Raw genomic sequence first — 22,153 nt, forward strand, 5'->3', positions numbered from 1 at the left:
CCCTGATCTTTTTCTTACACCCACTTGATCTTTTTCTTACAGCGTTTTAAAAATCAGGTGCGTTAGCCCTGATGAATATATGTTGAGACGAGGATGTGTCTTGGCTTAAGCAGGGAAAAAAGCCCTTAATCTGCCTTGCAGGCTTTAGGCAAGGGGCCTGCCCAAAAAATGAATCTCATCCACTCCCTGTCCTGCCCGCGCAGGCGGGCATCCATTCAGTGGTAGGGTCTTTTGCAACCTGGCTTGTAGCCGCAGGTATCCACCATCCGGGATCCGAATGGTACCCGCTTTCGCGAGTAAGACAAGAGGGAGTTCACGCAGGCGGGCATCCTCGGTTGCGGACAAGGACAGCTTGAGCGTAGCGGATTGAAACGGCTTAAAGCCTCAGGTCACGAGAATAAATTGTGCGGATTATTAACAGGACGCGTGAAATAGTCTCCCTTGCGGGGCACGTTGACTGAACTGCCGCGGTTTAGCCACGGCAGAAAGAACTGGCCATGGCGCCGCCATGGCCTAAACGTTAATCAATTGTCTGTGGACTCTCGGTTAACTGCTTCTTTTTTTTTTGCGCCTTCCTGCTTCATGGGAAGAACACGTCCGTTTTGATGACCGCCACTCTGGCTTTTCTTGCGTTGCTGCTGTTGCTGTGGCTGTTGGTGTTGAGCATTACGCTGCGTGTTTCCGGAGGGACGTCGGCGGCGGTTGCTTTGATTGTGGCTGCGGCGCTCCCCACTATGCAAGGTATGTTGATGACGGGGTTGTCCGCTGTGAGCGGGTTTTTCAGTCCGGTGACTGGTGGCCGGCGCCGCTTCTTCTCCACCAAACAAACTGTTCCACAAGCGCTTAATAAACCCGTTTTGATTGGTCTTGGTTACTTTGTGGGAGGTGAATGATTTCACAGCTGGCTCATCCACTTTGACACTGTCTTGATCGGTGCGGACCAAGGTGAGCTCTGGCGGCTGAATCAAGGTGTAACTTGGCTTTTTGTTTTTGCCGACATTGTCTTCCTTCAGTCGGGTAATTTCATACTGCGGTGTCTGCATGTAGGGATTGGCAATAATTAAAACCTGCACGCCATGACGTTTTTCAATGTTCAGCAAAAAATCGCGTTTCTCATTGATGATGAAGGTGGCCATTTCGACCGGCAGTTGCACTTGCACTTCAGCGGTCTTTTCTTTTAAGGCTTCTTCTTCAATCAGACGGACAATGGATAGTCCGTGGGATTGAATATTGCGTACGGTGCCGCGGCCTTCGCAGCGAGGACAAACTTCCTGTGCTGTTTCGCCCAAAGACAATCTCAAACGCTGGCGCGACATTTCCAGGAGGCCGAAGCGGGAAATACGCCCGACCTGAATGCGGGCACGATCCGCTTTTAAGGCTTCTTTCAGACGGTTTTCAACGTCGCGTTGATTTTTGCTGGAGCTCATGTCAATGAAATCAATGACCACGAGGCCACCCAAATCGCGCAGACGCAGTTGCCGTGCAATCTCATCCGCCGCTTCAAGGTTGGTATTCAACGCGGTTGTTTCGATATCGGAGCCGCTCGTGGCTTTGGCCGAGTTCACATCGATGGACACGAGGGCTTCGGTTCTGTCGATGACCAGCGCTCCACCAGAAGGGAGCAGCACTTCGCGTTGGTAAGCCGTTTCAATCTGACTTTCAATCTGATAGAAATTAAACAGCGGCACGGTGTTGTTGTACAGCTTGAGATTAGGCAGAAAATCAGGCTTTACCTGTTCGATGTATTGCTTGGCTTTGACATAGGAAATTTGATCATCAATGATGATTTCGCCAATGGATTTGCGCAGATTATCGCGAATAGAACGAATAATGACATCGCCTTCCTGATGAATGAGGCAGGGGGCGAGTTGCGTGCTGTAAGCCTGGCGGATAGCCTGCCATTGATTGCAGAGCATATCCAGGTCGCTTTGCAGCTCATCCAGGTTCTTGCCGACACCGGCTGTGCGAATAATCAAACCCATTTCATCGGGAAGCTGCAGGGCATTTAAGGTTTCTTTGAGTTCATCGCGATCATCCCCTTCGATGCGGCGTGAAATACCGCCGGAGTTAGGGTTGTTCGGCATCAGGACTAAATAACAGCCGGCCAGCGTAATAAACGTCGTCAGGGCGGCGCCTTTATTGCCGCGTTCTTCTTTATCCACCTGAATGAGAAGCTCCTGTCCTTCACGAATCAGTGAGGTAATAGGCGGTTTGTTCTCATCATTGTAGTCGTCCAAATTTTTACTTAAGTATTCAGGCGCAATTTCTTTTAAGGGAAGAAAACCCTGCCGTTTGGCGCCGTATTCGACAAATACAGCATCAAGGCTGGGCTCGCGCCGCGTGACGACGGCTTTGTAAATATTGCCTTTTTTCTTAATTTCAGAAGGACAATCAATATCCAAATCATAGAGATGATTATCTTTCACCAGAGCAACCCGTACCTCTTCGGCCTGAGTCGCATTGATTAACATTTTTTCCATCGGTTACCCCAATAAGGGCGCAACACATACAGGTTAAGACAGTTCAAAGGCCTCCAGGTTTGCATGATAGCCGGCGACTTAACAGGACAGGCTCGCCCATAACAGGGGCATGAGACCAATTTATTCAGTCGTGTTTCAAGTTGAAACATGACTGCGCTGTCGCCTTGCTTACATCACAACCTGGTTCTTTAAGCATTCCCAATACGAAGGACAGACCGCGTGCATACGACCGACTCGTAGTACGGTGCATGCTGATGGGGATCATCGGCCATTACCGACGCTGCAAAAAACAGGGGCATCACGGACTGTTCTATACAGTCGTGATCCATAGCGGGTTGATTGCATGGTAAGTAATGACTAATGTGAGGCATGTCTGGCATGCGCGGGTATCTGAATGAGTTCGTCTTCAATTTGGCTCTGTATTGGGTTACTTCCTTCTGTCTTAGCCTGAGGGAAGCGCGTTTTTAACTATAGAATTCAACAACAAAAACTCGTGAATCCTAAAACAGCCGCGTTGATACCATCGGCTGCTAAATATTTTTATTCGTTTATGCGTTATAATTCGGGCGGGGGAAATTATTCCCCACAGTCATTAATAATAGCAAAAAAATCGGCTACAGCAAATAGGTTTAAGCAGAATGAGTGATGTAAAATACACCGAAATCCAGGCTGAGGAAGCCGGACAGCGTCTTGATAACTACCTGATGCGTGTGCTGAAAGGCGTACCCAAAAGCCATATTTACCGCATTATCCGCGGCGGTGAGGTCCGTGTAAACAAAAAAAGAGCTCAGGTTTCAACCCGCCTTGCCGCCGGCGATAAGGTCCGGATTCCGCCGGTGCGCACAGCCCAGGAAAAACCGGTTTTTGTGGGCCTAAAGCTCGAGCAGCGGTTGAAAGACAGCGTGATTTTTGAAGATGAGCGGCTGTTGGTCATCAATAAACCCGCAGGTATTGCTGTTCATGGCGGTAGCGGCCTAAGCCTTGGCGTGATTGAGGCATTGCGCAAAATGCGTCCTGACCTGGCTTATCTCGAGTTGGTTCACCGCCTGGACCGCGAAACCTCCGGTTGCCTGCTGCTGGCTAAAAAACGCAGTGTTTTACGTGCCATTCAGGCTTTGCTCGAAGCCAGAGAGGTCACAAAAACCTACTGGGCTCTGCTGGCGCATCCCTGGACCGGTAAAAAAATGGAAATCGTTGACGCCTCGCTTGAAAAAAATATTCTTAAATCCGGCGAACGGATGGTCACTGTCAATCAGGCAGGCAAAGCCTCGCAAACCCAGTTCAAACTTCTTGAAAATTACACCTGCGCCTGTTGGGTGGAGGCGTCGCCAAAAACCGGAAGAACGCATCAAATCCGTGTCCACAGCGCGCACCTTGGCCATCCTATTATTGGTGATGAAAAATATGGTGAAGTCATCAACACAGGCGATGTAGAATTGGATCAAAACCGGCTTTATTTGCATGCGCGGGCAATTCAATTTAACCTAAATGGCATTAAGCACGTGTTTGAAGCCAACCTTGATGAACGCTTTGCCAACACGTTGAAATATTTACGCTCAAGGAGCTTTTTATCTCATGAGTAAGCGATACCGCTTGGTAGTTTTCGATTGGGAAGGAACCTTAGGTGATACACTCGGACAAATTTTAAATAATGTCGCCGTTGAGGCGCGTCGTTTAAATTTTGGGGAATTGGACGAACAATTAGCCCGCCAGTCCGTAGAATTGGGCTTGGTGAAAGCAATGAAGATTGTCTTTCCTCACCTGACCCTGCAGCAGCATCAGCAATTGTTGCAGGCGGTTCAGCAGTCCCTGGTATCGCGGCATGCCGATGTTTATTTGATTCCGGGTGCTAAATTAGTCGTTGAACGGTTGACAGCGGCAGGCGTGGAGGTGGCTATTGCCACCAATAAAGGACAACAATCCTTGCAGCGGGCGCTGCAACTGTCAGGGCTTGATGCCTTAATCAAAGTCACCCGTTCGGCGGGTCAGGTTCCGCCAAAGCCCTGTCCGCAGATGCTTGAAGAAATTTTAGATGAATTCTCCCTGTCGCCCAACGAGGCGCTCATGGTTGGGGATTCCGTGACGGATATTGACATGGCGAAAAGCATCGGTATGGATGCGGTAGGGGTTGATTTTTATCACCAGCAGCGCGAGGCCCTCGAAGCCGCGGGTGCGCTCCGTGTGTTTGACGATTTTCAATTGTTCGCCGAATTTATCCACTTACCGCCGTTTCCGAGGAAAAGCGAGTTATGACGACCTTAACCAGCCTGCCCAATCTTCTTACCCTGGCTCGGATCGTATTGATACCGGTTTTTATTGTGACCTTTTATCTGCCTTCCCCGGTTGCACACGGCCTGGCGGCGGCTATTTTCGCCTTGGCCAGTTTTACCGACTGGCTGGATGGGTATCTGGCGAGACGATTAGAGCAAATGTCGCCCTTTGGCGCTTTTTTAGATCCGGTCGCCGACAAGTTACTGGTCGCCAGTTCACTGTTGTTGCTAGTCGGCGCCAGGGACATCGATTACATTACATTACCGGCCATTGTTATCGTGGGTCGCGAAATTGTGATTTCCGCTCTGCGTGAATGGATGGCTGAAATCGGACGCCGGGCCAGCGTCACCGTCAGTTACATTGGAAAAGTAAAAACGACTGTGCAAATGGTTGCCTTGGTTTTATTGATTGCGTTTTATCCTGCCCAATCCTGGTGGGGTGTTTTGGGTTTTGTACTCCTGTATGTGGCTGCAATTTTAACGATTTGGTCAATGGTTATTTATTTGTCCATTGCCTGGCCTGAACTCACAAAAAAAGTTAATTGAATGAGTTGACAGGAAATGAATTTTCGGTAGAATGTCACCTCAAGAGATGCGGGAATAGCTCAGTTGGTAGAGCACAACCTTGCCAAGGTTGGGGTCGCGAGTTCGAGTCTCGTTTCCCGCTCCAAATTAAAGCGACCCAACGTCGCTTTTTTTTTCTGCTAAAGACTGGCTGTGTGGCAGAGTGGTTATGCAGCGGCCTGCAAAGCCGTGTACGCCGGTTCGATTCCGGCCTCAGCCTCCAAAAATGCCCAGGTGGCGAAACAGGTAGACGCAAGGGACTTAAAATCCCTCGGGAGTTAAATCCCGTGCCGGTTCGACTCCGGCCCTGGGCACCAATTAGATTAGTTTGATAACTAACTCGTTCTAACTGAACTAAGACGTACGACTAACATGGCTCATCCCCAAATCCGGGGGCACTTCACTCATCCGCAAAGCACTCTAACTCTTAATCTATAATTTTCAAAATTTCGGCTCTTCCCCAAATCCGGGGGCACTTCGTCATCCATAATTCTTGTCTGTACCCTTTGTATTGATCATTCACCGCAGTGCCTACATACCGCGACTTGTTCGCGGTATCCAGGAAATGGCCAGATTAATGATGAAATTAATTCATTGGCTGGGAGTTAAAATTTTCATTCAGAATGGCAAATAGAAGAAATGGGTTACTGACTGAGATCGTATGGATGCCGCGAACAAGTCGCGGCACGTAGCAAAAGTGTCCCGCCGCTTTCATATTCTCGCGCACCATTGGTGTGTTGATTCATGCACGTATGTATTCTGAACAAGTCGTGGCATGTAGCAGAAGTGTCCCGCCGCTTTCATATTCTCGCGAATCATGGGTGTCCATGTATGGTGTGCTTTGAACTGGTCGCCGCCCTTAGTAGCACGGGGGATGATTCGTCCGTGCAGCTACGCCTTCTTGCCTGTACCTGCTCATATTCGTTCATTTATGATACAATATGTTCATTTGATTAAGCTTGACTGTAATCAATAAGGATTACATCACCATCCAGAGCCATGCTCGCATTAATGGTAGATTTATTTATGCCGAATCGATACCTTCCTTTGTTTGACCAAGCCCTTTCCAATTACATAACGTAGGCTAAGCGGACGCATTTTTCATTTAAATCAACTGAAAAGCGCGTCTATCAATCCGATTTTTTTGGGTACTTTCGGCACAGCCAAAGCCTTTATCCGGCATTAGAGCAATTACAAAAAAAATTAGCGGCCGTTGATGATGACAACGAAGCAAGAAAGATTATTAAATGTCACTTTATGAATAAAAATAACAAATGGAATGATTATTCCTTCAATAATTATTTGTTAGATGCAATTCATAAAGCAGAGTCTAAAGAAGATTGGGAAAAGGAATGGCAGTCATTTGATAAAAAGCCTATTCGCTATTATCAAGGACTCTTATTCAGGGGTTCAGCGGAAGATACATCTCACTGTTTCAAACAGGGCATTAAAGAAAATGCCTCATCCGAATTTTTAGAGGATTATATTCAGGACATGAATGGGGCCATTGGGGTTTCGACCACCAAATCCTTTCAGGTTGCCAAAAATTATGCCCTACCGACCATTGTGACACGCAACGAAGCAATTCTCGCGACTAAACCCATTTGGGCTGAATCCTATATTTATGTCATCGACTTCAAGGGCGAGACAGGGATTGATCTGGAAGCGACATTCACATTAAGGGGGCAACACGGCGCTGCTGAATTGTCAAAAAATAAAAAAGAAGTCAATATCGTGGGTACCGTCTCATCAGAGGACATTCTGGGCGCATTTTATGTCAACCTAACCGGAAAAATAAAATGGATCCAGAATACTTATCGTAAAGAGCTCTGGGATAGTTCACTATTAGCATCCCTGCTGCCAAAAGAATTTTATGATGAGCTTGCCAAAGAAGGCAAATCGGAATTGACATTCTCCTGATTGGATTTGTCTGGCTCCGGTTTCTTTAATTGTGGGCTATGTGGTTTAAAGAGGAAAAATCGTTTTTCCGCGTGCAATAATTTGGCTGATTGGTGAGAAAAACAAGTCTGCAGATTGCTTTGCAGGCTTTTAAACAGAAAAAGAGCATTTTGAACGGATTCATCACGAGTGGAATTTATTGCCCAGAGCAGCAACAGGTAATTCACGCCAACCTTCATTAAGGGTAACCAATATTCCATGTTGTTTTCCCCTGCGGGATCATAAGCTTTCAGTAAATGGGCTTCCTCAAGCGGGGAGAGCAGGGATTTAAGCGAAAAAAAGGCTAGATCATAGCTGCGGTGGTTTTTACCCGAACACTCCCAATCAACAATAATCGTTTGACCATTTCGCAGGTAAATGCTTGAGGGCAGTAAATCATTATGAGAGGCGACCCAATTATCAACATCCTGGGTGATCAGTGAAAAAATGCGCAATACCAGCGCATGAAGCGCCTGAATTTCTTTACCCCCACCGTAATTTAGACGGCGGGACGCACTGCTTAAGGTTTGAGGAAAAGAATAGTGATTTTTAAAATTCGTCAACTGGTGATAGCCCTGCATGGTTTTAGCCAGGGAATAAAGCGCTTTGGAGCGATACGCTTGTTGGTCGATTGCGGTAAAGCGATTGGCTTCATCCTGTAAGCGACAAATTTGAAAACCTTCCTCTGGGTTGTTGCTCAATAAAGTGGTCTTAACTCCCATTTTCTTTAATTGCAAAAGGTTATGATGTTCGCCTTCGCGCGTGAAAGGAGGCCATAATTTACCGTTGATGCGAATGAGATAACGTTGGCCGTTGAGAGCATCTACGGTTAAAAATTGATTGGTCATTCCCCCATCGAAGGTATGCTGTTTCGCCTGTTTGACCGGTTCCTTAAGGGTGATTCCTTTCTTATTAAATACACGTTGTATCGCATCGGATTTGGTTTGCATCATCACACCTACTACAATGGAGAAAATGTGATTATAAAAATAACAATTTGATAATTAAAATCGATTGAATTTATAATTTAGATAGATTTAAATTATCGTTTGAGGCGAGCGGGCAGTCACAGGATATCGGCATGGATTAAAAATGAAAGAAAGTATTTCAAAGACAGGCATATTACTATAAATTAGAGGGCTACCTTATGCGGGTGTAGTTCAATGGTAGAACTTCAGCTTCCCAAGCTGACGGCGTGGGTTCGATTCCCATCACCCGCTCCAAGGTTGGCAAGTGCTTGAACAATAACCTGCTACTCTTCACCCACGCGTCGACTCATGAGATTGGTTACTGCTTGCTGAGGGGTTATTTGGGACTGTAAAAGGGTATTAATCTGTGTGCAGATGGGCATATCCACCTGGTGATCCTGCGCCAATTTGCAGACCTGAGCCGCATTATGCTTGCCCTCTACGACCTGACCGATGGTTGCTTCAGCAGACACCAAATCCATGCCTTCCCCTAAATAAAGGCCAAAGCGCCGGTTACGGGATTGGTTGTCTGTGCAGGTCAGTACCAGATCGCCTACGCCAGCAAGCCCCATAAAAGTGTCTTCGCGTGCGCCGAGAGCCAGTCCCAAACGCCGCATTTCCGCTAAACCACGGGTAATCAGCGCTGCTTTGGCATTCGCTCCATAACCCAGACCATCACTGATCCCACAGGCAATCGCCAGAACATTTTTGACAGCCCCGCAGAGTTGGACCCCGATGATGTCATTACCGAGATAGACACGCAGATTGTTGTGGTGCAGTGCATGCTGCAGGTCTTTTTGGTATTCGCCATGGTTGCCTGCCAATGTCACCGCAGTGGGTAAACCCTGAGCAAGTTCCTTGGCAAAGGATGGACCGGAAATGAGGGCAAGCGGGTAGTTTTCTCCCCAACGTTCTGTGACTAACTCACTCAGTAAGCGATTACTGGCCGGATCGACGCCTTTGGTTAACCAGGCAATGCCTCGTTTTGGTGCCTGCAATTTAGCCAGCAACGACGCAAAAGCATGGGAAGGGACAGCAATTATCACATCCTCAGCAAGGTGCTGGCAAGCCGCTAAATCGGCCGTTGCTTCGAGCGTATCGGGAAAGTGGCTGTCTGGAAGGTAGCGCGAATTGCAGCGGTCGCTCTGCATCTGCGCCATGTATTGGGCGTTTTGCCCCCAAAGCAGAACCCGATTGCCATGCCGGGCTAAATGAATGGCTACGGCGGTTCCCCAGGAACCGGCTCCCAGAATGGCAATCGTTTTTTCAGTCATGATCAATGAGCAGATTCGGTTTGAGTTTGGCCTGCGTTTTGTTTTTCCTGTAATTGCTGCATGTACAGCGCATCAAAATTGATGGGCGCTAACACCAGTTGCGGGAAACTGCCGCGAATCACTTGTGCGGTAATGGTTTCGCGTGCATAAGGAAACAGGATGTTGGGGCAGAAGCTGCCGAGCAGGTGATCCAGTTGTTCCTTGGGTGCGCCTTCAATAGTAAAAATACCGGCTTGCTTGACTTCAGCCAGGAAAGCCACGGCATTTTGATTTTTTACGGTGGCGGTGACAGTCAGAACCACTTCGTAAATATTGTTTTCAAGCTGGCTGCTGGCTGTATTTAAATCCAGCGTCAGTTCAGGTTCCCATTTCTGCTGGAAAACAGCAGGGGTATTAGGGGTTTCAAACGAAGCGTCTTTCATGTAGATGCGCTGAATCATAAATTGCGCTTCAGCATGTTGCGGTTGATTTGCTTGTTCAGTCATAGTTGTCAGCCTTTTAAAAGTTTATCCAAATGCCCCTGGTGTTCAAGAGCGTACAAATCATCACAGCCACCCACGTGCTGGCCATTGATAAAAATCTGCGGGACGGTACGACGCCCGCTTTTCTGAATCATTTCCTCGCGAAGCGCGGGATTGTCGTCAACGCGGATTTCGTCATAGTGGACGCCTTTGCTGTCCAGCAGTTGCTTGGCCCGATAGCAGTAAGGGCAATAGCCAGTGCTGTAAATGACAATGGTGGTCATCGCTTATTTTCCTTTTACCAGGGGTAAGTCGGCAGCTTGCCAGGCGCTGATGCCACCTGCCAGCACCACCGGATTGACAAATCCCTGCGTGCGCAATTTAGCAGCCAGGGCCGCTGATTGCAAACCGCGTCCGCAAACCAGAATAATCGATTTGTCTTTATACTTGTCCATTTTATTTTGTTCAAAATCGTCCTGGCTGGCACGAATCGAATCAATAATATGCCCTTTACGGTAATTTTCCGCATCGCGCAGATCAATGACCACGGCATTGTCATAATTGATTAATTTAATGGCAGCCTGCGGCGTGAGTTCTTTGCCGCGGCTACGCTGTGCCTTCAATTCATTAATAAAGATCATGACTAAGACAACAATCAAGGCTGTTACCATGGCCCAATGATGAATAATAAACTCTCTGAACTGTCCCATGCTTTACCCGTCTTTCATCTAAAAATTAGCAAATTATCCTTAGAATGCCGGCATAACGCAAGGCATCTTGTTAATTACCTGCTGCCATCGCCTGTAAACGTTTAATCCGTTCGGCAGTAATGGGATGAGTAGAAAATAATTCGGCTATTTTCTGACCACTCAACGGGTTGACAATAAACATATGGGCGGTGTTGGGATGTGCATCGGCCTCGGTAAAATCCTCCTGCTGACTGGCCGTTTCTAATTTGGCTAAGGCGCTGGCAAGCCATAAAGGATGACCGGTCAGCTGTGCCCCAAAGGCATCGGCCTCGTATTCCCGCGAACGCGATACAGCCATTTGAATCAATCCGGCCGCCAATGGGGCGAGAATCATCATCAGTAAGGCGACGACAGGGTGGGTGTTTTCATCGTCACTGCTGTGGTTGGCAACGGAAGTCCACATAAACATGTTGGCCAGGCTGCCAATGGCACCGGCTAAGGTTGCGGCAATGGCGCTGATGAGGGTATCCCGGTGAACGACGTGGGCCATTTCATGGGCTAAGACCCCTGTTAATTCTTCCGGGGTCATGCGCGTCAGAATACCGCTGGTGACGGCAATACTGGCATGCTCGGGATTTCGGCCGGTGGCGAAGGCATTGGGCGTTGGGTTATCGATGAGATAGACCCGGGGCATAGGAATTTGCGCTTTTTTCGCCAGTTGCGACACAATGCCGTACACCGGATGCGATGGATCAAGAGGCCTTGCATTGTACATGCGCAGCACGATTTTATCCGAATACCAATAGGCGCCCATGTTCATCACAATGGCCAGTACCAGGGCTATCATCATGCCAGCCTGACCGCCGAGCAAACGCCCAATGATCATGAACAGGGCGGTTAAGGCTGCCAATAAAACGAATGTCTTGACGTTATTCATTGTCCTCTCCTAACCGCTTTATCCTTTCAGGGTAGTTCAGTTTTCACAGCTTTCAAGCGTTCTTTTCATAGGCTTTAGTCACCTCTTCAAGACGGTGCCCAATGGTGGCTGACGGTGCTTTGATAAGCAGCAGAGCAGCCAGTGTTGGTGCAATGTCAATGGTTTCCACCGGCCGAGTCAGGCGCTGGGGTTTAAATGCCGGGTTGACAAACAGCAGCGGCACATAGCTGTCGTAATTCCAGGGGGAGCCATGATCAACCCGGGCTTCGGCATGATTTTCCATGGCTTGATAGGGAGGTGGTACCAGATATAAATCGCCCGCACGGCCCGGGAAAGCCATTTTATCCACCTTGGCGCTTAACCAATCGTATTCCGTACCACGCAGAGGAAGCGGATAGGCTTGAAAAATATCCTGACGCTGGCGTAGCACTTCAGCAAGATAAGTACTGACCGTATTGACGCTGAGTTGATGATCATGAATGAGTTGATGATCAAGGTAAACATAGGGGCCATCCACTTGCAGCAGCGTGGCGGCGGGTAGCTGAAAGTGGTTGACTAAGGCTGCCGCTATCTGTTTTTTAACAGCGGGCACGTCAAGACGCTTGTTTTCCTTCATCTGATGGCTGGCTAAGAAGGCAGGGGAGTCGCTGACGCCATGATCGGCAGTTAAGACAATTAATGTGTTTTCAAGGCCGACCTGCTCATCAATGGCCTTAAGCAGTTGTCCCAGAGTCTGATTCAAGCGCAGCAGGTTGTCTTCGGATTCCAGGCTGTTGGGGCCGAATTGATGACCTACGGCGTCGACTGCGGAAAAACTGATGCCCAGATAATCGACTTGATCAGGCCGCGTTCCCAGCTTTTCCTGTTGAAGCAGTTGAATGGCGAAATCAGCCGTCAATTCATCCGCATAAGGACTCATGGACAGAAATTTGTAGTAACTGTCAGAACCGGGTTTGCCGAGATGATGTGGGAAATGGTAGCCAAAAGCAGGGAAACGGTGAGTTAATCCGGGTGCTTTAGCATAATGATACTGCTGGACAGGTTTGCTTAACGTCCAGGTTTGTTGTGCCGGTTGATAATGGCTATTCCAGTCAGCCACCCAGGCCGGGTAGGCAGAATAATAATGCTGGCTGGTAACAAAGCCGCCATTTTCTTTATCGAACCAGAACGCTTTACCGGCATGCCCGGCCAGGGTAATGGCCGCACGGTCTTTAAAGGAGACGCCAAAGGCCCGCCCTTTTTGGGATAATACCAGTTCATCGCTTAACGTTGATGCGAGCAGGTTGCGGGGGGATCGCCCGTCAACGGTTTTGGTGGTATGCGGCGTCGGTAGAATGGGGCTGTTTTGGTCTTCCATGCAGTAAACGCTTTTTTTAAGCGCCGGGTCAAACCAGTCATTGGCCACCACGCCGTGCAGGGTAGGGTAAGCCCCGGTGGCAATGGTCGCATGCCCCACGCAGGTGACGGTGTGGGCGTGCGGGTGGTGGGCGTTTTGGTAGTCCAGGCTGTGCGTCAGTAAATAATGAAAACCGCCGTCGCCAAAATCCTGGCTGTACTGGTGCAATAAATCGCCGCGTAACTGATCAACAACCAACTGAACGATCAGCCGGGGCGGCTTGGGGGCGGCAATCAGGGTTAAGGGAAACAACACCAGGGCGGCTATGATTTTCTTCATGGTCAATCCTTTCTGCAATAACGCTTGCCGCATCCTAAAGCAGATTGACTAAAGGGTAAAGAGGTTTTATTACCTGGATTAAGGAGTCGGTCAAACGCAGCAAAGGGTGAGTATGAACAATATCCTGTGTGCACAGGGGGGGCTTTTATGCATAGCATTATTTAATCTTGATTCAGGATCGTCGTGAAATTGTACATTTTAAGATCATGGTTTTGCTTTCTTGTTTGGCATGTTGCTTTTTAAAAAAGCAAGCATTGTCTGAATTTTGCATAATATCAGCAGGTTGTAAATTGGTTAGGCCGTTTAAAGAAAAGCCATGACGAAATGGTTTAATTCGTATACACTAATTTTTCGGTGCGATCTGACACCGGACCTATTAATGGAGTTTAAGGAGAAAGAAGATGGGTTTCCAATACAAATCATACTCGGAATTGAAAGCAGCATGGGCAGAAACAAAAAGACTTTATTGCGCCCATCATAAAGCCACCGATATTCATAGTTTGCCCGCGAACCGCAAACATCGCCAAGTTCAGATGGAAGTGATTGAAAATGTTTTCCTGGAAATTGAAAAAAACGCCAAAATGGAAGACGGGCGTCGCGCTAAAATTATAACCGGCTTTGTCCATATTCTTAGAGAGGAAATTAAGAATGCCGGCGAGCAAACCGGTTATTTAAGCCGCCTTTTAAAAAGCATGATTGGTGAAACGGAAAAAAGCGACAAGCTGGAAAAAGATCAGGTTGAAAACATTCTGGATGTGGCCACCGCTGGTTCCATGGTGGTCGCTGCATGGCAATTTTTTAATTCGGTTGTTTATGAAAATGATAAAATTGGCGATAAAGTCCGCAAACAACATGCCTTTAAAGTCGATGGTCTTGATATAACCCGATACCATAGTCATATGGTTCAATTAAAAGATCGTTACAGCGATGCTGTATTCGTCTCAGCTAACACTAAAACAGAAAAAGAACTGCAGGAAGAAGCTGAAGAGCTTAAACGAGCTGAGAGGGCAAAAAATCCAGGCATGCTGGCATCCGTAAAAAGCGGCCTGACCTCCATGATTTGGGGATCAAATGCCAAGGCAGAGAAAAAAGAAGAGAAAGAAGAGAAGGTTGACGATAACACCCCTTCGGCACAACCAACTAACGGCTAATAAGTCCATGCACCCCTCCGAGGAGGGGTGTTTTTTTATTTGTCAACCGGATACCCCGCCTTAATCCAGTCCATAATTCCGCCATCCAGAGAATAAAGCGCTGTGTAGCCTAAATCTTTAAGTGTTTGCGCAGCCGTCAACGACCGCACGCCGCCTTTGCAATGCAGATAAACCGGGGAATCCAGATCGGGCGCTACGTCTTTGATGCGAGCCGCAATCTCATCTTTTGGGATGTGGTGCGCGCCAGGAATATGGACTTCCTGCCACTCATCGAGTTCCCGGACATCGACGACGCATAACGAGGAGTTATTGTCCCAGCGCTTTTTTAATTCATGGCTGTTGATGGTTTTAATCGGATTGTTAGTCATGGCATTTCCCTATTGTAGTTTAATGTGGGTCGAGTGAGTGTCGAATGATGAATAAACCAGTAAATGGCAGCCGTCACCACCCCGCCCAAGAGTGTGGCAAAAGCCCAGGTTGCGGCTGAAACCAGGGCGGTGCGATGCCCAAGCTTAAAAAGATTACCGGCGTCACGCGCCACGGCGCCTGCAAAAAAAAGATGCAGCAAGGCATTGATAATCAATAACAGGTATTGAAGCGTTTCAATCTGATTGCTGTATTGTTGTACCCATACATTCAACATGCCGTACTCCTTGAGGTTTGTTGCGATTGCCGCCAGGACAACAGAAAAATGGCGGTGATGACAGAGAGCATGGCTAAGCGCTGGAATGAAGTCGGGACTTCGGCAAACAGGACAAAACCCCAGAAGAGCCCCGTCAGGGCCACGACGCCGCCGGTTAAACTGTAAAATACCGGGCCTGCGAGACGGATGAGTTTAAAGAAAATAAAATAGCCGGCGCCTGACAGCAGAATTTCAAGAATAATGACCTGCTTGACCGGGGTAAGGGGCGGCGTCAGCGGGTAAAAGGCGTGCTGTTGAATGACCAATGGAATAAGCAGCAACGAAGCCGCCAATAACATGCCGCTGGCCGCCTGTATGGCATGAAGCCGCGGGGGTTGATGGCTGCCAATGTAAATCGAGCAGAGGGCGAACCCTAAAGGGCTGATTAACGCCATCAGTGTCCAGCGGGAAATCAAGCCGCTGCCGCCCGGAGCGATGATCATGATAATGCCGGCTACGCCCATCAGCAGGGCGAGCATTCGCCAGGCATCAAAGCGTTCCTGTCGAGTTATCAGGGCCAGAGGATAGACGAGTAAAGGGACCGTGTTGACCAGAACCGCCAGCAGGCCTGCCGGCAAATGGCTGGCGATAAAATACATGTTGGTATTGGGGATGGCGATGCCCAAAAGACCGCAGACTAAAAAATAAGGCCAATACTGGCGTTGCCATAACGGTTTATCTTTAGTGAACAGACTGCTTAATGTCAGGAGTAAGGCTGGCCCCAGCGCTTGCCAGAAGGAGTAGCCCAAGGGCGGTACCTCATGGGTCATGGCATAACGTGCCAGACTGTAGCCGGATCCCCAGATAAATCCCAGCAACAGAAGCAGCGTCAGGGCTTTAAGCGGCTTAAATCGTTTCATCGACTCCCTTAGTCTAAACGCTGGTCATGGCGGACTGCAGCAATTGTGTTATGGCTGGTAAAAAGCTATAGTCAACAAGCTTGGTTAGGGCTTGGCTGGCCGTGCCTTAACCAGGTCAAAGAGTACCATTATGCCATTTTTGAAGGGGACTGACTATTCTTCATTCTGCCGCCCAGTTAAGTTACTATCGTCTACCCCACACACCCTTATCGAGGAAGAAAGTATGCACCCACACGATGTTCCCGTGCCTCATTTAACCACCGCCCATTGCGGTCCCCTGTACCATGTTGAAAAAATCATTTTAAGCCAGGTGGCTGCCATTGAGTCCTGGTTTCGTCAGCAGTGGCAACTGACCCCGCCCTCGCTCACTTCTTCGGTGGATTTACGGCATGCCGGTTTTAAACTGGCACCGGTGGATACGAACTTATTCCCCGCCGGGTTCAATAATTTAAACCGCGATTTCCTGCCGCTTTGTATCCAGGCTGCCCAGGCGACCTTGGTTGATTACCAGCCCGGTTGTCGGCAAATTTTATTGTTGCCTGAAAACCACACGCGCAATCGCTTTTATATGCAAAGTTTAAGTGTGTTGCGTGATATTCTGGTGAAATCCGGCTTTGTTGTCCGTATTGGCAGCCTCGATCCGGAAGTAGTGGCCACGCAGGAAATTATCACAGACGATGGGATTAAGCTTTTAATCGAACCGACTATCCGCGACAACAATCGCTTAGGCCTGCGCGATTTTAATCCATGTCTGCTGGTGTTGAATAATGACTTATCCACCGGCGTACCGGATAGTTTAAAGGGCCTGGAGCAGCGCATCGTGCCTACGGCAAAATTAGGCTGGTCCAGTCGGCTTAAATCAAGCCATTTCAAATTTTTTGAAGAGGTCGCGCAAGAGTTTTCGCATCTGGTGAATCTGGATCCCTGGTTTATCAATCCTTACTTCAAAGCCGTTGATGGCATTGATTTTATGGCGCAGGAGGGCGTTGATAACCTCGCAGATGAGGCGGAGCAACTCCTGAAAGTCATTCAGGACAAATACACGACTTATGGTATTGAAGAAAAACCCTTCGTGGTGGTTAAAGCCGATAATGGCACGTATGGTATGAGCGTGATGATGGTGCATGACGCGGAACAATTGCGCCAACTCAATCGCAAGCAGCGCACGAAAATGGCGGCGAGCAAAGGCAGTCAGAAAGTCGAGCGCGTCATCATTCAGGAAGGGGTTTACAGTTTTGAAGCCATGCCGGATGGGGCGGTAGCTGAGCCGGTGGTCTATATGATTGGACCTTTCGTTGTCGGCGGTTTTTATCGGGTTCATCAGGGACGGGGCAGTGATGAAAATTTAAATGCCCCGGGCATGCACTTTGAACCCTTGGCTTTTGCGCAGGCCTGTAATATGCCGAGAGACGATTTGGATCCGGTGGAATGCCCCAATCGTTTTTATGCCTATGGCGTGATTGCTCGCCTGGCGGCATTGGCCGCAGCCCGGGAAATTGCAGCCGTTGGAGGTGAATGATGAAATTGGCTGTCGTCATGGATGCGCCTCACCTGTTAAAGGCGTACAAAGACACGACGGTGGGCATGCTGCGCAGTGCCCGGCAACTGGGCTGGTCTTGTGTTTATTTCACCCTGAATGATTTGCTTTGCCGTGATGGGCAAGCCTATGCACGGGTGTCATCCATTCAGGTGGCGGATGACGATACCAAACCGGATTGGGCAACCGTGAAGGCACTGGGGGAAAAGCCGCTTGCGGGGTTTGATGTGATTCTGATGCGAAAAGACCCCCCCTTTGATATGGAATACATTTATGCCACTTATGCCCTGGAACTGGCTGAAAAAATGGGTGTTCTCGTGGCGAATAAACCCCAGAGTCTGCGTGACGCCAATGAGAAATTTTTCACCCTCCATTTCCCGCAATGTTGCCCGCCGACTTTAGTCAGCCGGGATATCGCGACGCTGCGTCAGTTTTGGGAACAGCACCGCGATGTCATTTACAAACCCCTGGAAGGCATGGGCGGAAATTCCATATTCCATGTCGATAAGGAAGGAAAAAATTTATCCGTCATTCTTGAAGTGCTGACTCATTCGCAGCGGACCATGATCATGGCGCAGCAATATATCCCGGAGATTGTCAGCAAGGGCGATAAGCGTATTTTGTTGATTAACGGGGAGCCAGTCCCTTATGCCCTGGCCCGTATTCCCGCGAGTGGGGAACTGCGCGGTAACCTGGCTGCCGGGGCGCGGGGTGAAGTGGTGCCTATCACGGCCAGGGATCGCTGGTTATGTGAACAAATTGCTCCGACGCTTAAGGCTAAAGGCCTCTATTTTGTCGGCATCGATGTGATTGGTGATTATTTAACCGAGATTAATGTGACCAGTCCAACCTGTGCCCGTGAAATCATGGCGGAAACATCAGAAGATATCACCGGTCATTATTTGCGTTGTTTGGCTGGCATCAAGCAGGAACAATAACAAGGCCTGTTTAAAACAGGCCTTGTTTTGGAAAGCACACGCTTAATGCGCTGCACCAGACGGCATGCATAGTGATTTTTTAGAGCGATGCTCGATAAATCGCAGGATGTCCATAATGCTGTCCCAATGCATGGTATCCTCCGCTTTATAGCGCTCCAGATGTTCAAGGAATGACTCGTGATTGTCGTTTTTTCGAAACACAGTTTTGAAAAAATACAGCAAGGCGTGAATTTCATTTTTGTCGATGCCTAACCGTTTCATGCCGATAATATTAATGGAATCGAGTGTGGCACGAAAACCCTCAACATACCCATAAGGAATGAGATCATTGGCGATGGAAGAGCAGCCGGAAATCATCGCTGCCTTGCCGACGTGAACATATTGAGAGACAGCTGACGCGCCGCCCAAAACCGCATAATCATCAATCTGGACGTGTCCTGCCAACAAAGCCGCATTGGCCATGGTGACATGATTACCTATCTGGCAGTCGTGCGCGACATGACAGCAGGCCATGAACATGTTGTGATCACCAATGCGCGTGACGCCCTTGTCCTTGGAGGTGCCGCCATTGATAGTCACATACTGGCCAATGTAATTGTGCTCACCAATAATCAACAACGAGTCTTCCGGTACATAATTCCTGACTTGCGGCACATCGCCTAAACAGGCGAAGGGATGCACGGTGGTGTGACTACCAATTTGCGTGTGGCCCTGAATGACCACGTGAGAATCAATATGGACATGATCGCCTAATGTCACGTCAGGACTGATAATGCTGTAGGGTCCAATTGTAACAGACTGACCGAGGGTTGCTTTCTGATCGACAACAGCGGTAGGGTGAATGACAATACTCATGTTTTATTTCCAATCAGATTGAACATATTTTGGCTATTTAAGTGTAGATGCCACCTGAGGCCTGTCAAGAGATTGTGTGCTAAAATTAAGCAATTTTTATTGGTCTGTCGTGTAAATGGTTTGGCTGAAGTTCCCTTGTCTTAAGGCTTCAAAGAGAATGATGGCGACCGAATTGGATAAATTCAGACTGCGGCTATTGGGTTGCATGGGGATGCGGATGACGGTGTAGCGTTGACGCACCTGCTCTGGAAGTCCGCGGGTTTCAGGACCGAAAAGCAGCATGTCGTCTGGCTGATACTGGATTTCATGATAACCAATGGTACCCTTGGTGGAGCAGGCAAAAATACGCCGGTGCTGATTTTTTTCCATGAATTCGAGGTCATTCGCATAATGAATGACATGAGCCCACTCATGGTAGTCAAGGCCGGCGCGGCGCATGCGCTTGTCGTCCAGCGCAAAACCCAAAGGATGAATAAGATGCAGTTGGGCGCCAGAGTTCGCGCAAAGTCGAATAATATTTCCCGTATTGGGAGGAATTTCCGGTTGGTAGAGGACAACATGCACCGTCATGATTAGCCTTTGGCCTCGTCATCATCCACATAATCGGCACCCAGATCGTCAACGCTGTCGTCATCATCGACGTAATCACTGCCGTCATTGTTGTCGTTACCGTTTGTCGCCAATGCACCACCCTGTTGGCCGGTGATGCGGTAATGACGGTGCTGCAGGTAAGCATCCCGCAGGAACGCATAAGGATCGAGCGCTTCACTCATCAGGCGTTCGGTTTCAAACAGTTGCGAGCGTAGATCAACGTAACGCAGGCCGATTAACCCATAGATCACTGCATCATTGCCGATGTAGGGATAAGGCGTTATGACCGTGTACTCAAACAACATGCCCATGCCGTCGCGAATGGTGCTTGGGCCCATCAACGGGATCATAATGAAAGGTGATTTTTTATCGCCCCATTTGGCGAACGTGAGTCCCAGATCATTGCTGTGTGGCGGTAAGCCAAAACGTTTGTCTGCCACATCAAATAACCCGGCCACACCAAAGGTGGAGTTGATGACAAAACGCCAGGTGTCTTTAATCGCATAACGCCATTCCCATTGCAGCACGTCGTTGGCCACGGTGGGAATCATATTGATGTTGTTGTATGCGTTATTGATGCTGGCCCTTACCGGATCCGGCAAGACGGCCTTATACAGGCGGGCAGGCGGTTTTAAAATGGTGGCGTCAAAGGCATTATTAAAACGATAAATTTTGCGGTTGATTGCTTCGTAAGGATCATCAGGATTGGGACCTTTGTGAAAGCAGCCAGACAGCAATAAAGCACTTGCCAGTGTGGTTATACTCGCAATTAAACGCATAATTTAACGGTTTTTTGAGGGATTAAATCTGATGTTACACCAGAATCAGGGTTCAAACCACCTTAAAATTAAAATGACATGACAAAGGTAACCGGCCCGTCATTGCAAAGATGCACCTGCATATCCGCCCCGAATTGGCCGCTTTCAATGCGGGAATAATGTTGTCTTGCCAGAATGAGCAGTTCCTCAAACAGCATTTGCCCCTGTGAGGGGGGGGCGGCTTTGGAAAAACTGGGGCGCAGGCCCTTGCGAGTATCGGCGACCAAGGTAAACTGCGGAACCAGCAACAGACCGCCTTCAACCTGGCGAAGATTTAAATTCATTTTGCCCTGTTCGTCGCTGAACAAGCGGTAGTTCAGGCATTTCTCAAGCATCGTGGATAAGGTCGTTAAGCTGTCAGTCGTTTCAAAACCACACAGGACTAACAGGCCCTGGTTAATGGCGCCGATTGTTACATTGTTGACCTCAACCCGGGCTTCTTTTACGCGTTGAATGACGGTCAGCATGCATCCGATCCCTGACGGGCCATTTCCTTGGCCGCACAAACCAGCGCGTCGATAATGCCCGCTTCACGATCGGAATGCCCCGCATCCCTGACAATGCTTAAATTGGATGTGGGCAAGGCGCGATGTAAATCCCAGGCGCCGGCCAAAGGGCAAACCATGTCGTAACGGCCATGAACGAGGTAGGTGGGGACATGGCGTATTTTATGCGCGTTGTTCAATACCTGATTTTCTTCTATAAAATAGTGGTTAACAATGTAATGGGACTCGAGGGTCGCTAAGGCGAGGGCAAAATGGGGTTCGCTGTACTGATCAATCACGCTTAAATGCGGTTGCAGGCTGCTGCAGCGTGCCTGCCACAAGGCCCAGTTTTTGGCGGCGCTCATGCGGGCCAGTTCATTATTGCCTTGCAGGCATTCCGCATAGTACTGGGGAATTTCACTGCGTCTGTCGGTGGGCACGATGCTTAAAAATTCCTGCCAGTAGTCCGGGTAAATCAGACTGGCGCCCTGTTGATAAAACCAGGCCACGTCCCGAGGCCTGCCTAAAAAAATACGGTGCAGCAATAAACCGCAGACCTGCTGCGGGTAAAGTTCTGCGTAAAGCAGGGCAAGCAAGGAGCCCCAGCCGCCGCCAAAAAGCATAAACCGGTTAATGCTGAGATGGGTACGGATGGTATCGATATCATCCAGCAAATCCTGCGTGGTATTGTGCCTAATCTCGGAGTGCGGCAGGGAGCGGCCGCAACCGCGTTGGTCAAAAATGATGATGCGGTATACCTGCGGATCAAAAAAACGGCGTAAATAGGCGCTGCCGCCTGCTCCCGGGCCCGGGTGCAGCGCAATCACGGGAAGGCCTTCAGGATTGCCGGTTTCTTCAAGGTACAGGGTATGGAGGCTGTCGACGGCCAGTTCATGCCGTTTATAAGGTTGTATGGCTGGATATAAAGTATGCATAGACGACTCGGGTATTTTTATTAATCTTATACCTCACCCGTGCAA

23 protein-coding genes and 4 tRNA genes are annotated in these 22,153 nt (G+C 48.8%); 11 read left to right on the forward strand and 16 right to left on the reverse strand.

The genetic code is table 11. The annotated features are described in order from the left end of the window. Window positions 1-524: 524 nt before the first annotated feature. On the reverse strand, window positions 525-2,480 hold the full coding sequence (locus Lery_RS00005; RefSeq protein WP_058525194.1) for an Rne/Rng family ribonuclease: 1,956 nt from the start codon (window positions 2,478-2,480) through the stop codon (window positions 525-527). 638 nt (window positions 2,481-3,118) lie between these two features. Here Lery_RS00005 and Lery_RS00010 point away from each other — a divergent pair. The 7 genes from Lery_RS00010 (at window position 3,119) to Lery_RS00040 (ending at window position 7,234) form a co-directional block, all read left to right on the forward strand. Further along, the gene (locus Lery_RS00010; protein WP_058525195.1) at window positions 3,119-4,063 is read left to right on the forward strand and encodes an RluA family pseudouridine synthase; all 945 of its coding nucleotides are present in this window, start codon (window positions 3,119-3,121) and stop codon (window positions 4,061-4,063) included. Continuing rightward, window positions 4,056-4,733: an HAD family hydrolase gene (locus Lery_RS00015; RefSeq protein ID WP_058525196.1), complete on the forward strand. Its 678-nt coding sequence runs from the start codon at window positions 4,056-4,058 to the stop codon at window positions 4,731-4,733. Before Lery_RS00010 ends, Lery_RS00015 begins: the two co-directional genes overlap by 8 nt. Next, window positions 4,730-5,296 carry a CDP-diacylglycerol--glycerol-3-phosphate 3-phosphatidyltransferase gene (pgsA, locus tag Lery_RS00020; protein WP_058525197.1) on the forward strand — a complete coding sequence of 189 codons (567 nt, stop codon included), beginning with the start codon at window positions 4,730-4,732 and terminating at the stop codon, window positions 5,294-5,296. The genes Lery_RS00015 and pgsA overlap by 4 nt, the downstream gene beginning before the upstream one ends. A 48-nt stretch (window positions 5,297-5,344) precedes the next feature. After that, window positions 5,345-5,420, forward strand: a tRNA-Gly gene (locus Lery_RS00025). Window positions 5,421-5,463: 43 nt separating this feature from the next. Further along, window positions 5,464-5,537 (forward strand) — tRNA-Cys (locus Lery_RS00030). Window positions 5,538-5,542: 5 nt separating this feature from the next. Beyond that, a tRNA-Leu gene (locus Lery_RS00035) sits at window positions 5,543-5,631 on the forward strand. Between the two features lie 940 nt (window positions 5,632-6,571). Beyond that, entirely contained in the window at window positions 6,572-7,234 is a 663-nt protein-coding gene (locus Lery_RS00040; protein ID WP_058525198.1) for a hypothetical protein, read from the forward strand. Here the strand turns inward: Lery_RS00040 and Lery_RS00045 are convergent. After that, a complete protein-coding gene (locus Lery_RS00045) occupies window positions 7,186-8,205 on the reverse strand; it encodes a phosphotransferase (RefSeq protein WP_082657077.1) in 1,020 nt (339 codons plus the stop codon). The genes Lery_RS00040 and Lery_RS00045 overlap by 49 nt on opposite strands. Window positions 8,206-8,401: 196 nt before the next feature. Here Lery_RS00045 and Lery_RS00050 point away from each other — a divergent pair. Further along, window positions 8,402-8,475: transfer RNA gene (locus Lery_RS00050), tRNA-Gly, on the forward strand. Window positions 8,476-8,504: 29 nt separating this feature from the next. On the opposite strand, the gene Lery_RS00055 is transcribed toward Lery_RS00050, so the two are convergent. The 6 genes from Lery_RS00055 to Lery_RS00080 all read right to left on the reverse strand — a co-directional run bounded on the left by Lery_RS00055 (window position 8,505) and on the right by Lery_RS00080 (window position 13,256). Next, window positions 8,505-9,494, reverse strand: coding sequence for an NAD(P)H-dependent glycerol-3-phosphate dehydrogenase (locus Lery_RS00055; RefSeq protein WP_058525200.1), 990 nt, complete (start codon window positions 9,492-9,494; stop codon window positions 8,505-8,507). 2 nt (window positions 9,495-9,496) lie between these two features. Continuing rightward, window positions 9,497-9,979 (reverse strand): protein-export chaperone SecB, encoded by a 483-nt coding sequence (gene secB / locus Lery_RS00060; RefSeq protein ID WP_058525201.1) that lies wholly within the window; start codon window positions 9,977-9,979, stop codon window positions 9,497-9,499. A gap of 5 nt (window positions 9,980-9,984) precedes the next feature. After that, entirely contained in the window at window positions 9,985-10,239 is a 255-nt protein-coding gene (gene grxC, locus Lery_RS00065) for a glutaredoxin 3 (RefSeq protein ID WP_058525202.1), read from the reverse strand. Between the two features lie 3 nt (window positions 10,240-10,242). Beyond that, window positions 10,243-10,665 (reverse strand): rhodanese-like domain-containing protein, encoded by a 423-nt coding sequence (locus Lery_RS00070; RefSeq protein WP_058525203.1) that lies wholly within the window; start codon window positions 10,663-10,665, stop codon window positions 10,243-10,245. 70 nt (window positions 10,666-10,735) lie between these two features. Next, complete coding sequence (gene htpX / locus Lery_RS00075) at window positions 10,736-11,581, reverse strand: zinc metalloprotease HtpX (RefSeq protein ID WP_058525204.1); 846 nt, start codon at window positions 11,579-11,581, stop codon at window positions 10,736-10,738. A gap of 52 nt (window positions 11,582-11,633) precedes the next feature. Continuing rightward, complete coding sequence (locus tag Lery_RS00080) at window positions 11,634-13,256, reverse strand: alkaline phosphatase family protein (RefSeq protein ID WP_058525205.1); 1,623 nt, start codon at window positions 13,254-13,256, stop codon at window positions 11,634-11,636. A 401-nt stretch (window positions 13,257-13,657) separates the two neighbouring features. On the opposite strand from Lery_RS00080, the gene Lery_RS00085 reads away from it, so the two are divergent. Next, the gene (locus tag Lery_RS00085) at window positions 13,658-14,407 is read left to right on the forward strand and encodes a hypothetical protein (protein WP_058525206.1); all 750 of its coding nucleotides are present in this window, start codon (window positions 13,658-13,660) and stop codon (window positions 14,405-14,407) included. A 35-nt stretch (window positions 14,408-14,442) separates the two neighbouring features. Here the strand turns inward: Lery_RS00085 and Lery_RS00090 are convergent, their stop codons facing one another. Genes Lery_RS00090 through Lery_RS00100 form a run of 3 tightly spaced genes read right to left on the reverse strand, consistent with a single transcriptional unit; the run spans window position 14,443 to window position 15,949 of the window. Further along, window positions 14,443-14,775: a rhodanese-like domain-containing protein gene (locus tag Lery_RS00090; protein ID WP_058525207.1), complete on the reverse strand. Its 333-nt coding sequence runs from the start codon at window positions 14,773-14,775 to the stop codon at window positions 14,443-14,445. Continuing rightward, window positions 14,772-15,050, reverse strand: coding sequence for a hypothetical protein (locus tag Lery_RS00095; RefSeq protein ID WP_058525208.1), 279 nt, complete (start codon window positions 15,048-15,050; stop codon window positions 14,772-14,774). Before Lery_RS00095 ends, Lery_RS00090 begins: the two co-directional genes overlap by 4 nt. After that, a complete protein-coding gene (locus Lery_RS00100; protein WP_058525209.1) occupies window positions 15,044-15,949 on the reverse strand; it encodes a DMT family transporter in 906 nt (301 codons plus the stop codon). The genes Lery_RS00095 and Lery_RS00100 overlap by 7 nt, the downstream gene beginning before the upstream one ends. 223 nt (window positions 15,950-16,172) lie before the next feature. On the opposite strand from Lery_RS00100, the gene gshA reads away from it, so the two are divergent. Next, the gene (gshA, locus tag Lery_RS00105) at window positions 16,173-17,468 is read left to right on the forward strand and encodes a glutamate--cysteine ligase (protein ID WP_058525210.1); all 1,296 of its coding nucleotides are present in this window, start codon (window positions 16,173-16,175) and stop codon (window positions 17,466-17,468) included. After that, window positions 17,468-18,424 (forward strand): glutathione synthase, encoded by a 957-nt coding sequence (gene gshB, locus Lery_RS00110; protein WP_058525211.1) that lies wholly within the window; start codon window positions 17,468-17,470, stop codon window positions 18,422-18,424. Before gshA ends, gshB begins: the two co-directional genes overlap by 1 nt. 42 nt (window positions 18,425-18,466) lie before the next feature. Here the strand turns inward: gshB and lpxA are convergent, their stop codons facing one another. The 5 genes from lpxA to pip all read right to left on the reverse strand — a co-directional run bounded on the left by lpxA (window position 18,467) and on the right by pip (window position 22,108). Next, the gene (gene lpxA, locus Lery_RS00115) at window positions 18,467-19,279 is read right to left on the reverse strand and encodes an acyl-ACP--UDP-N-acetylglucosamine O-acyltransferase (RefSeq protein WP_058525212.1); all 813 of its coding nucleotides are present in this window, start codon (window positions 19,277-19,279) and stop codon (window positions 18,467-18,469) included. 96 nt (window positions 19,280-19,375) lie between these two features. Beyond that, on the reverse strand, window positions 19,376-19,849 hold the full coding sequence (trmL, locus tag Lery_RS00120; RefSeq protein ID WP_058525213.1) for a tRNA (uridine(34)/cytosine(34)/5-carboxymethylaminomethyluridine(34)-2'-O)-methyltransferase TrmL: 474 nt from the start codon (window positions 19,847-19,849) through the stop codon (window positions 19,376-19,378). Window positions 19,850-19,851: 2 nt separating this feature from the next. Beyond that, window positions 19,852-20,649, reverse strand: a complete 798-nt coding sequence (locus Lery_RS00125) for an MlaA family lipoprotein (protein WP_058525214.1) — start codon at window positions 20,647-20,649, stop codon at window positions 19,852-19,854. Window positions 20,650-20,717: 68 nt separating this feature from the next. Continuing rightward, window positions 20,718-21,155 carry a D-aminoacyl-tRNA deacylase gene (gene dtd, locus Lery_RS00130; RefSeq protein WP_058525215.1) on the reverse strand — a complete coding sequence of 146 codons (438 nt, stop codon included), beginning with the start codon at window positions 21,153-21,155 and terminating at the stop codon, window positions 20,718-20,720. Further along, a complete protein-coding gene (gene pip / locus Lery_RS00135) occupies window positions 21,149-22,108 on the reverse strand; it encodes a prolyl aminopeptidase (RefSeq protein WP_058525216.1) in 960 nt (319 codons plus the stop codon). The genes dtd and pip overlap by 7 nt, the downstream gene beginning before the upstream one ends. Window positions 22,109-22,153: the final 45 nt, after the last annotated feature.

It is taken from the genome of Legionella erythra (assembly GCF_001467615.1).
Lineage (GTDB): Bacteria > Pseudomonadota > Gammaproteobacteria > Legionellales > Legionellaceae > Legionella_C > Legionella_C erythra.